General features: G+C 37.5%; 10 protein-coding genes. 4 read left to right on the forward strand and 6 right to left on the reverse strand.

Features of this window, described 5'->3' with window-relative positions:
• The first annotated feature begins 116 nt into the window (after positions 1-116).
• On the forward strand, positions 117-3,815 hold the full coding sequence (locus tag CIL05_RS05190) for a 5'-nucleotidase C-terminal domain-containing protein (protein WP_095654464.1): 3,699 nt from the start codon (positions 117-119) through the stop codon (positions 3,813-3,815).
• A 44-nt stretch (positions 3,816-3,859) separates the two neighbouring features.
• Here CIL05_RS05190 and CIL05_RS05195 read toward each other — a convergent pair whose 3' ends face one another.
• On the reverse strand, positions 3,860-4,945 hold the full coding sequence (locus CIL05_RS05195; RefSeq protein ID WP_095654465.1) for a TDT family transporter: 1,086 nt from the start codon (positions 4,943-4,945) through the stop codon (positions 3,860-3,862).
• Between the two features lie 571 nt (positions 4,946-5,516).
• On the opposite strand from CIL05_RS05195, the gene CIL05_RS05200 reads away from it, so the two are divergent.
• Together CIL05_RS05200 and panF are read left to right on the forward strand one after the other, a co-directional pair.
• Complete coding sequence (locus tag CIL05_RS05200; protein ID WP_095654466.1) at positions 5,517-5,786, forward strand: YhdT family protein; 270 nt, start codon at positions 5,517-5,519, stop codon at positions 5,784-5,786.
• Positions 5,783-7,210 carry a sodium/pantothenate symporter gene (gene panF / locus CIL05_RS05205; RefSeq protein WP_095654467.1) on the forward strand — a complete coding sequence of 476 codons (1,428 nt, stop codon included), beginning with the start codon at positions 5,783-5,785 and terminating at the stop codon, positions 7,208-7,210. The genes CIL05_RS05200 and panF overlap by 4 nt, the downstream gene beginning before the upstream one ends.
• A 39-nt stretch (positions 7,211-7,249) precedes the next feature.
• Here panF and CIL05_RS05210 read toward each other — a convergent pair whose 3' ends face one another.
• Positions 7,250-9,241, reverse strand: coding sequence for an acetoacetate--CoA ligase (locus tag CIL05_RS05210; protein WP_095654468.1), 1,992 nt, complete (start codon positions 9,239-9,241; stop codon positions 7,250-7,252).
• 160 nt (positions 9,242-9,401) lie between these two features.
• Between CIL05_RS05210 and CIL05_RS22065 the strand changes: the two genes are divergently transcribed.
• On the forward strand, positions 9,402-9,551 hold the full coding sequence (locus tag CIL05_RS22065) for a hypothetical protein (RefSeq protein WP_165769045.1): 150 nt from the start codon (positions 9,402-9,404) through the stop codon (positions 9,549-9,551).
• Between the two features lie 54 nt (positions 9,552-9,605).
• On the opposite strand, the gene CIL05_RS05215 is transcribed toward CIL05_RS22065, so the two are convergent.
• From CIL05_RS05215 to CIL05_RS05230, 4 genes are all read right to left on the reverse strand, one after another.
• Positions 9,606-10,130: a type 1 glutamine amidotransferase domain-containing protein gene (locus CIL05_RS05215; RefSeq protein ID WP_095654469.1), complete on the reverse strand. Its 525-nt coding sequence runs from the start codon at positions 10,128-10,130 to the stop codon at positions 9,606-9,608.
• A gap of 271 nt (positions 10,131-10,401) precedes the next feature.
• The gene (locus CIL05_RS05220) at positions 10,402-10,812 is read right to left on the reverse strand and encodes a DUF3021 domain-containing protein (protein WP_095654470.1); all 411 of its coding nucleotides are present in this window, start codon (positions 10,810-10,812) and stop codon (positions 10,402-10,404) included.
• Position 10,813: 1 nt separating this feature from the next.
• Positions 10,814-11,263, reverse strand: a complete 450-nt coding sequence (locus CIL05_RS05225) for a LytTR family DNA-binding domain-containing protein (protein ID WP_095654471.1) — start codon at positions 11,261-11,263, stop codon at positions 10,814-10,816.
• 35 nt (positions 11,264-11,298) lie between these two features.
• Entirely contained in the window at positions 11,299-12,045 is a 747-nt protein-coding gene (locus CIL05_RS05230; protein WP_095654472.1) for an ABC transporter permease, read from the reverse strand.
• Between the last annotated feature and the right edge of the window lie 10 nt (positions 12,046-12,055).

The raw sequence follows: 12,055 nt of genomic DNA on the forward strand, positions 1-12,055 counted from the left end.
TTAATTTACCGGAACTTTACAAAAACTTAATTGTTTATGATGGCATAATGTGCCATATTAATAGTGTGTCCTATTAATTTAATAGGATATAAAACTATTAAAAATGGAGGGTATCAATGAGAAATTCTACTGTAAAGAGGGTCATTAATCTTTTCTTGATTTTCACGCTGGTTTTTATGAATTTTTCAAACGTTTTTGCTATCACGGCTTCAGCGGAAAGTGACGAGGCGGTTGCAGAGGATTTATTTATTTCAGAGTATATTGAAGGAAGTTCCTTCAACAAAGCGATTGAAATTTACAATGGTACAGGCAATGCAGTAGATTTGTCCGGCTATCAGGTAGAATTGTATAGTAATGGGGCTACTGAAGCGAGTCAGTCCATTACATTATCAGGGACATTAGAACATGGTGAAGTATTTGTTATAGCACATAAAAGTGCTGTCCCGGAAATATTAAACCAAACAGACTTGGAAAATTCATCGGTCATTAATTTTAATGGTGATGACGCACTTGTATTAAAAAAGAATGAGAATCAAATTGATGTGTTGGGTGTAGTCGGCGAGGATAGTGATTTTGCAAAAGATGTAACACTTGTAAGGCAGCCTTCAATTATAGAGCCAACTCCATCCTATGATGATGCCGAATGGTCTGAATATGCTAAAGATACGTTTGCATATCTTGGAAGCCATACAATGGATGGTGTTGACCCGACAGACCCTCCCGAAGAACCTGGAGATCCTGGAGATGAGTATGCAATTGGAGATGCTCGTAATTTACCAGATGGGACGGCTGTAACGGTTGAAGGAATTGTAATAGCAGACAATGCTGCAATCAGTAATGGCAACCAGTTCTCAACATACATTCAAGATGCTACTGGCGGCATTAATATTTTTGCATATGAACAAGGAGAATTACCTGATCTCAAAAAGGGAGATAGGGTAAAAGTAGCTGGGGAACTAGATTCCTATAATGGGTTAAAGGAAGTTGTTCCAGCAACAATAGAAGTAATGGAAACAGGACAGGCATTGCCTGAGGTTCAGCAAATTACACTGGAAGACCTTCAGAACCCTGAAATAGCTGAATCCTATGAGGGTGAATTAGTACAGGTAAATGGATTTATTAATAACATTCCTGGAAGTCCTGCAGGTGGTGGATATAATGTTTCATTAGTGGATGACGACTTTAATGGAGCAACACTAAGGGTTATGGAGAATGCATTGGACATCTCTCAAGTAGAATCAGATGCATGGTATGATATTACGGCGATTGTAAGTCAATACGATAGTTATCAGCTTATTCCGACAGAGCAGGCTGACATTCAGTTAGCAGATGAACAGCCAGAACCACCTTCTGCAGCGGGATACTATGAAACCACTGTTGAAAGAATTACAGATGGGGATACAATTCGAATTACAACTCCTGTATTTGGTGAAACGAGAGTTCGTTTTCTGAACATGGATACAGCTGAAACATATGCAGCACATAATGATGATCCTGCTCGGGATGAAATAAACGAAAATCAAAAGTATTACGGTGATTTAGCAACAGATCGTATTAGTCAACTAATTCAGCCAGGTGATGAAATACTGGTGAAGGTTGGAGATGAGCCTACAGATGATTATGGTAGAATACTAGCTGAAATCATCCGTAAAGATGATGGAATGAATATTAATTTGGAAATGGTAAAACAGGGTTATGCATCAACTTACTTTATCGCACCATTTAACGAAGAAGTATATCCTGAATATCAACATGCAGTAAAAGAAGCGAAGGATGCAGGACTGGGAATCTGGAATCCTGAAAATCCATTATTGGAACTTCCTTTTGCCTTTCGCGCAAATGATGATCAAAAAGGATTTCTGCGTTATGTAGGAAATTCTGACACAATGGAATATGTAGTCCCAGATGATTGGGCAGAAGTTCCGGTGGAGAAAAGAATATTCTTCTCAAATGCAGCTGAAGCTGAATCATATGGCTACACACCAGCTGGCGATGGAGAGAATCCGGATGAGAATATTTTAGAACTACAATTGTTAAGCCTGAATGACCTCCATGGAAAAATTGATCAGGAGTACATGCTTGATCCGGACGAAGATGGAACTGAGGACATGTATGGTCGCATGGACTTTACAGCTGCTGCTATGAAAGAGCGGGAAGAGGAAAATCCAAATACCTTAAAGGTGCATGCGGGAGACATGATTGGTGGAAGTTCCCCAGTTTCTGGCTTGTTACAGGATGAGCCAACAGTAGAAATAATGGAAGAAATCGGATTTGATGTTGGCACAGTTGGAAATCATGAATTTGATGAAGGTCTTGATGAATTACTACGCATGGTTGAAGGCGGGGAACATCCTGATGAACTTGGAACAGAAGATTATGATGGCATGAATTTCCCGGTATTATGTGCAAACTGTATACATGAAGATACAGGTGAAACATTCTTACCACCGTACTATGTAGAAGAAGTAGATGGTGTGGAAATTGGTTTTATTGGCGTAAATACACAAGCAACAGTGGACATGGTTATGCCTGCTTCACTTGAGGGTGTTGCGTTTACAGATGAAACAGAAGCTGTGAATAATGCGGTAGAAGAACTTACTGCCCGGGGAATTGAAGCAATAGTTGTGTTAGCACATATTCCTGCTGATCAATCCGGTGATGGAGCTACAGGTGAAGCAGCTGATCTTGCGGGAAATGTTAATGATGCTGTTGATGTGATTTTTGCAGCACATAATCACCAGGTTGTTGATGGAGTAGTTGATAATAAATTAATTGTCCAGGCGAATGAATATGGAAAAGCCTTTGCAGACGTTGATTTAGAAATAGATCGTACGACAGGTGATATTGTAAGCAAAGAGGCAGAAGTAGTTTTTGTGAAACAAAGTGACTACACTGCTGATGCCAATGTAACAGCTATCCTGGAAAAGTATGAAAGTCAAATTGCCCCGATTATAAATGAGGTAATTGGTTTTAATGCGAATGATTTAACAGGTGATTACACAAATGATGGTGATCATGGTTTAGGTAACCTGATTGCTGACGGTATGAACTGGGCAATGGATAGTGATTTTGCAATGATGAATGGTGGTGGAATCAGGGATGACCTCACTAAGGGTGAAGTAACCTGGGGTGATCTTTATAACATCCAGCCATTCGGAAATACACTAATGACAGTTGAGGTTACAGGTGCCGATCTTTATCCAATTATTAATGAGCAACTATCACCAATTTATGGACCGGACTACAGTATTAGTGGATTACATTACACATGGAATTCGGAACTAAGTGAAGTTGTAGATATTACCTTTCCTGATGGTACACCAATTGACTTGGATGAAGTATATACCTTAACAGTAAATAATTATATGGGAACATCTGAAGGGCCGATTAAGGAATTAGGACAAAATCCGGAAATGGGTCCTGCAGATATCGATGCAACAGTTGATTTCGTGGAAAGCTTGAATAGTTCAGAAGAGAATCCGATAGTTTATGGATCTGAAGGAAGAATTACTGAAACCACAGAAGAACCAGGTGACCCGGGTGATGAACAGCCAGAGGTAGAAGTGGAGCCGAAGAAAAATAATGGTACAGCTACTGTTCATACGAAGGATTTACAGGCACTTGATGATGGCGTTCGTCTCATCATTAATATCTACAATGAGAAAAAGCCGAGAAGGTTATTGCTTAATAAGAAGCAAGTGGATATTTTGAAAGAAAAAGAAGTAACTTTAGTCGTAACAAATGGTACAGTATCGCGAGTCTTTGAAATGATCGACGTTAAAGATAAAGTGTTGAAGGTTAGCTTAGAAGATTAATAGTTTAAAAAAGGATTCAGTCATTAGTTTGACTGAATCCCTTTTTATACGTTATTTTGAATTGCGATTTCAGTATTTCTCTGAGAATTCCATAATGCATGAATTAATAAGCCAATTTCAATGATCAAAAGCATTGCAATTACCCATTTGCCATAGGCAAGAATTGCTTGTTGACCGGAAGCAACCCAAGCAGATGAAATATCATAGTTGATATTAATTTTGAGTGTAAATGTATAAAACATACAAAATGTAAAAATCCTTGACCATTGAGAGTGATCGTACACACAAAGTCCCTCTATAAAACCATATTGTCTTACTCGCAGTAGCCCTCGCACTATTTCAATTATCTCATGAACAATAAAAATGACCAGTACTACAGACCAAAAAATCAGTACATTACTCAGACTGAATACTTCTGTAATAACTATGGTAGAACCAATGATTGACAAAGCCCCGTGAAACATGCAATTTGGCGCGCCCCAGTCGTCTATTAGCTTCCAATTATATTTAATATAACGTTTCATTATCATAAAGATACATAAGAAATAAAACAAAAAACCTATAGCAATCAAGATCTCATTTATATAGAGATTGAAGTTCGCCCATACATTGTTATACATAAGTAAAAGTGACTGTGTACTAACAGTTGTCAAAAATAAAATACCATTAACGTTTTTACCCAATTTATTGATGAAAATTTTTATCATAGCTCTAATGGATATTGCTAAAAAGAATAGCCATAATAACGTATTTATCATTACTAATGGTATGATGACTCGATCGAATAAGGGGAAGTATTTACTAATAATAATTACAGTTACAGATGTACTTGCTACCCATGTGCCGATTCGAAAACGACCTATCAGATGCTGATAATGTAACGCTTTAAATCTTTTCGTAATGAATGAAATAACATAGGACACCATAAAGAATGACCAAATCGATATGGCTATTAATGCTAAAACCTTAAACCATATGACGTCTACATTGAAATTAGGTCCAACATTTAAGCTAAACACACCGATCGCCATGACAATTGCAGCTGATACTGTTTCGACTAATATAACTCTTTTACTAAATAAATAGTAAAGAAGGAAGAATATAAGAATAAATCCAATTATAAATAACAAGGTAAATCCACCTCTGAAAGATAGTTAAAATAAAAAGAATAACTTATAAAGTATACTAGGTATCCTTTGGTGATTAAAGGTAAATACAGATTGATTTTAAAATTAATTATTTTTGATATTTTATGACGTTTGACGTCCAAAGGGTTTAGGCGTAACATAACTTTATTCTGAAAAGTAATTTACCAGTTTATTCAGAAGAAGCATGAGGAGAGTCATTAACCGCCCGCGGAAAGCAAGTGTATTCCATTTGCGGTCATGCAAAAACTTGACTACTCCACACTTTTTTCTAAAAGTCTAATTTTATAGGTTTATAGTATCCGGCAAGTACCAGGCATTTGTCGGATTTTTCTGTTTACAATCCTTGAGTTATTGCGATATATTGTTTATAGGGGATGTTCAAAAAGTCCGGTAAAAATGACACATCGAATTTCTTCGTTGGCTTGCTATTCCGCTCCTCACGTATTAATTGCATACGTTCCGGTGCTCATAGCTGCGCCGCCTCGAACTACTCGGTCCTTTATATCCTCTTTTTTGAACACGCACTTATAGGTAAGTTGAAGGGGGTTCCGAAGTGAAAAATGATGAGTATCATTTTAAGATTGCAAATCGGGAAGCATTGATCGGTGTCGGATTAGTAATTTTTAATTTCATCTGGTGGTATGCATTCGCATATGGAATGGGGAGCAAGGATCCTTCAGAGTACACATTTGTTTTTGGGTTGCCTGCATGGTTTTTTTATAGTTGTGTCGTTGGTTTTATCGTAATGGCGGTATTGGTAACAGTCATTGTAAAAAAGTTTTTTGTAGATATTCCGTTTGATGAAGAAGGGGAAAACAAATGAATTTGCAGGCAATTATTCCGTTATTTGTATTTTTAGTGATTATATTTGCAGTGGGATTATGGGCTGGCAGAAGTCTTAAAACATCAAATTCATTTTTACATGATTACTTTTTAGGCGGCCGGAGTCTTGGTGGGTTTGTTTTAGCGATGACAATGACAGCAACTTATGGAAGCGCAAGCAGTTTCATCGGTGGTCCTGGTGTTGCGTATAACGAAGGTTTAGGCTGGGTGCTGCTAGCGATGTCACAGGTTGCTACAGGTTATTTTGTGCTCATGATTTTGGGGAAAAAGTTTGCAATCGTAACAAGAAGATATAAAGCAGTTACAATGGTAGATTTTTTAAAGGAAAGATATAAATCCAAGTGGGTTGTCCTGTTTTCAGCTATTAGTATTATTGTGTTTTTATTTTCGGCAATGGCAGCACAGTGGATTGGTGGAGCGAGGTTAATCGAGTCACTGACTGGTTTATCGTACACAACGGCCTTATTTATATTTGCATTATCTGTATTGATTTATGTAACAATTGGTGGTTTTCGTGCAGTAGCTTTAACAGATGCGATTCAGGGTAGTGTGATGTTTATTGGTACACTTGTTTTACTGATTGCAACGATCATTGCCGGTGGTGGAATATCTGAAATTATGGCAGATCTTACGGCTGAAAATCCAAATTTAATTACACCATATGGTGCGGATGGCAGTCTTACACCTGCATACGTTTCATCTTTTTGGATATTGGTAGGGGTTGGGGTTGTTGCATTGCCGCAAATAGCTGTTCGGGCAATGTCCTATAAAGATTCCAGATCAATGCATCGGGCATTAATTATTGGTACGATCGTTGTTGGATTTATCATGTTAAATATGCATTTGATTGGTGTGTTTGCACGTCCGATTTTACCAGGGATTGAGGTTGGTGATAAAGTAATGCCATTGATTGCACTTGAGGTAATGCCACCGTGGCTTGCAGGGATTGTGTTAACTGCTCCGATGGCAGCAATCATGTCGAGTGTGGATTCATTATTGTTATTAGTAAGTTCTTCCATTGTAAAAGATGTATATCTGAATTATATACAACCGAAAGCCTCCTATACTCGCGTGAAGCGGTTAAGTATTGGTATTACAGCGATTTTGGGTATTATTGTATTTCTAATGTCCCTGAATCCGCCTGATTTGATCATTTGGTTAAATTTATTTGCGTTTGGTGGTTTAGAGGCAGCATTTATTTGGCCAATAATTATGGGTCTTTATTGGAGCAAAGGAAATAAATATGGAGCGTTTGCTTCCATGATCGTTGGTGTAGGGTTATATGTTTTATCAGATACATTTTTCCCACAGCCTTTTGGTCTGCATTCTGTTGTTCTACCGGTAGTAGTTTCGTTTGTGGCATATGTGTTGGTAAGTCTAGGTACACAGAAGAGAATGGCATGAAACAGAAAAAGTGTTCCCCAAAGCGAGAACACTTTTTCATTATTTTGCTATTTTGTTTAGTTTTTTAGCGAATTCAATAAAAAAATCCAAGGCCTTTTCATTTCCCAGTGATCCTTTGTTTACAACTTTATCGACAGGTTTACCCATCAATATTTTCTTAACAGGGATCTCTAACTTTTTTCCGTTTAATGTTTTAGGAAGATAAGAAACCTCGTAAAATCCTGTTGGTACATGTCGTGGTGAACATTGTGTGCGGATTTGTTTTTTAATCGCTTGTTTAATCTCTTCAGTTAAAGTATGCCCTTCCTTCATTACCAGAAATAATGGGGTAAAGGATTCGCCATCATCTGTTGGAATATCGACAATTAAGCTGTCAGAAACTTCCTTTACCTGATCGACTGCACGATATATTTCACTTGTACCAATCCGAATTCCGCCACGATTTATCGTTGCATCCGATCGACCATAAATAACACATGTATGCCGATCAGTGATTTTTAAGTAATCTCCATGACACCAGATCCCTGGAAACACATCAAAATAGCTTTCATGCAGTCGACCACCACTTTCATCATTCCAAAAATAAATTGGCATCGAAGGGAAGGGCTCTGTAAGTACTAACTCCCCAATTTCCTCTATTTTCGGTTCACCATTATCCTGAAAGCTTTCAATTTTTGCCCCAAGTCCACGACATTGCAATTCACCTGCATAAACCGGTAAAATTGGTGCTCCAAGAATAAATGCCGTACACACATCCGTTCCTCCACTGACAGATGCAATCCATAAATCCTGTTTCACATTTTCGTAGCACCAGTTGAAGCCCTCCGGTGGTAGTGGAGATCCTGTAGAGCTGATATTTTTTAAATGACTCAAATCAAATTCATCTGAAGGCTTAATCTCATCCTTCATACATGCTGTAAGATAGCTTGCACTAGTTCCGAACACTGTCATCTTTGTTTCCTCTGCAAATTTCCAGAGCATTTTTTTATCGGGATAGGCAGGGTTTCCGTCATATAAAATAATAGTACTGCCTGTAAGCAGACCGCCAACGAGAAAATTCCACATCATCCATCCAGTAGTAGTAAACCAGAAGAAGCGGTCGTCTTCTCCTAAATCTACATGAAAAGTCAATGCCTTCAGATGCTCAAGTAAAATCCCGCCCTGGCTTTGTACAATTGGTTTTGGCTTTCCTGTTGTTCCTGAGGAAAATAATACCCAAAGCGGATCATTGAATTCGACATATTCGTAAATAAGAGCGCGTTGCTCATTTGAGTGGATGGCATCATTCCAGAGAATTACATTTTTCAGATTGCTGAAATCTGGATTTTCATGAAGGTAAGGAATAGCGATTGTAGCTTTTAATGTTGGAAGCGCTGATTGGATTTTTTCTACAACTTCTGTACGATCAAAGCTTTTTCCGCTATAGCAATAGCCATCGACTGTAATCATTACTTTTGGTTCGATTTGCCGAAACCGATCAATGACACTTTGTGTTCCGAAATCAGGTGAAGCACTTGACCAAACTGCCCCAAGACTTGCTGTAGCAAGAAAAGCAACGATAGATTCATAGATATTAGCCACATATGCAACAACACGGTCACCTTTTTGTACACCAAGGTCCTTTAAGGTTTGCTGTAGTGCTGCTGTGTTTTCGTAGAGCTGCTTCCATGTTACTTCTGCTGTACTTCGAGATTCTGATTTATAAATAACAGCTGGTTTATCCATTTGTCTATTTCTGAAGATATGCTCGGTATAATTGATGGTTGCTCCGGGAAACCATTTGGCACCAGGCATTTGATGTGATGTTAAAATTGTCTTATAAGGGTGATCCGATTGAATGTCAAAATACTCCCATTGGGATTCCCAAAACGATTCAATATCATTAACCGACCACTCCCAAAGGGAATGATAATCTTCTAATTCCTTATTTTTATGTACTTTCAACCAGTTCATATAGTCATAAATATTTGACTGCTGTTTCCAGCTTTCGTTAGGCTCCCATAATAAAGTGCCTTCTTTAATTTGACTCATTATATCCCTCCCGAAAATTTACTGTTGTTATCACCATTATATGAAACCGCTTACTAAGTGTAAAGCTAAGTAGTTATCGAATTATTTTTTCAAAAAAGGACAACATAATTTCGAAAGTGGAATTCAGTTGATTTTTCTAATTAAAAAGGAGGTTTGAGTCATGTCACATCAAAATAAAAATCGTAATAAAGATAAAGGGAAGCAAAACAATGATAATAAACATAATAAGCAAAGGGGAGATGTTGAATTTTCGAGTGAAAGTGAGTTTCTTAATTTAGACAACAAGAAAAACAAAAGAAAACTCAGGTGATGGATAATAATGTAGAAGTTGTATCAAAGTTTCTCTTTGATACAACTTCTTTCTCTATTTGTCTGCCAGTTTATCAGCAAATGCCTTCACATATGGTGGAAGATCCGGTGGACGGCGACTTGATATAATATGTCCGTCAACAACTACAGCTTCGTCACTCCATGTTGCACCTGCATTAGTCATGTCATCTTTGATTCCAGGTGTACTTGTTACTTTTTTATCCTGTAAAATATCTGCTGAAATAAGCACCCATCCAGCATGACAGATTTGTCCGATCGGTTTTTCCGCTTTATTCATGTCACGAACAAAATCAAGTACTTCCGAATAGCGTCTTAATTTATCCGGCGCCCAGCCACCAGGTACCAGGATGGCATCATAATCATCTGCATTAATATCAGTAAATGCATATGCCGATTCAGCAGGAACACCATATTTTCCGATATATTTCGTTTTAGCTTCCTTACCAACCAGATCTACCTGTGCACCTTCTTCCTGAAGTCGCAATACCGGATACCAAAGCTCCAGATCCTCAAAATCATGTTCGACAAGTGCAATAACTTTTTTATCTTTTAATCGCATGAAAATCCCTCCATATTTATATATCCAGTGTAACAGAGGTATTAATTATTTTCGATATCTTACGCTTTTATCGGCTCATAACTGGCAAGAAGATACTTGAAGTTGAGAGATATTTGCTCAGAGTTGAGAGACCTACGTCCAAAGTTGAGACATAAGGCTGGAAAATATAATTATCTCTCAACTTTAATTAAGTTACTCTCAACTAAATACATTTATCTCTCAACTTAAAGGGGATTTCTCTCAACTTTGCAAATCTACACAAGAATCCACTCTATTTTTTATTCTGTAAATGTTCGTTTAATGAAGCTTCCACTTTCTTATAATACAAATAATATCCAGCCCAATTCAACATGTACATGAGTATGAATATTAGGGTGCTAATAATAATGGATACAATTGTAAATGGTATCCAACCTACACTTAATGCAATAATATACCAAACTGTAAGAGAAGCAATTAAATGAATAACTGTTTTTTGTAACATATTGCTATCATCATTTCCAAAGATAAGTGAAGATATGCCAAAGTAGATGCCGATTAAAAAGCTTGCTCCCATGTGCATCCAAATTTCGGAGACTGTTGACTCAAAACCATTGAATTTCATAATAGTTAGGGCAATGAAGGTAAATATACCGCCAATAGCTATTCCTATCATACTGCGTTTTATTATTTCAAGGATCATGTTATTGCCCTCCCTTGATCAGTTCATCTTTTATTGGCGTCACATATTTTTTAGTAATGTATTCTTTATTACCCGATTGAAAGTAAACACAAAGGTTCCCGTTAAATGATAATTCGAACCGTTCAATGCGATTGAGATTACCAATAACCGATTTTGAGAAACGCATGAATCCGTGGTGAATTAAGAATTCTTCTACTTCATAAAGCTTCATTTTTATTTCAAAATGGCGATCTTTTAGGGTAGCAAATATTTTCCTCTTTTCCGCATAAATAAAATCAATTTCATGAGGATCAAGAAGTACTGTTTGATCGGAATCAATGCCAAATAGACGCTGTTGCTTCCTTTTCTTAATTACTTTAACAATCTCCTCAAGATCCTCGGTCCATTCTTTAGCTTGTATCGTTACAGAAGTCTCCTCATATTTATTATCAATATCAATGTTTACTTTCATTAACTTCCCCCTAAAGTTTTCGGCAAGTGTTCCCTCTAATTTACGGAACGTTTTAGAAAATGTGGGTACCGAAGAATTGCTATAACAAAACCAGCTACCCCAATACCAAATAATATAAGCAGTGTCTGCAGGAGCTCAGTGAATACAGTATTACCTGCCATAGCGTCCTGAAAAGCTTGATGTGCCCAGTACTGTGGCAGAAAACGACTGATCGTTTGCATGAAATCAGGCATCATTTCCAGTGGTACCCATAGTCCGCTTAACATTGCACCACCTAGTGCGACGATTTGTGTTAAGGCTATTCCCATGTTTTCTGTCCTTACAATGACAGACATCGCCAAGCCAATTCCAGTAACTGTAAATGTTAGACATATGGAAAGAATCAGCAGAACGAAAGGTTGCCCTAATGGAACATCATAAACAAGCCTTCCAAATAAAAATAACACAATAATCTGAACCAGGACAATATACATGAACGGAATCCATTTTCCAAGCAGATAAAAATAAGGGGGGATTGGTGTGCTTGCAAGTCTGGAAGTCATTCCTTTATCTCTGTCCTTAATAAATACTTGAACCATGGAAATCATAATGAAAAATACAAACATAACTACATACCCTGGAACAATGGACAGGATGACCTGTTGTTTAGTTGCCGCGTCCACATTTGCTGTAAACATGGCGATAAATAATACAGTAAAAATAATCGGCAAAATCAGCATCCAAAAGAGTAATCCTTTATCCTGTATATGTTTCTTTAATTCAATGATCATGATAGCATTCATCTATACTCCT

The organism is Virgibacillus profundi (assembly GCF_002287375.1).
In the GTDB taxonomy this organism is placed as follows: Bacteria; Bacillota; Bacilli; order Bacillales; family Amphibacillaceae; genus Virgibacillus_K; species Virgibacillus_K profundi.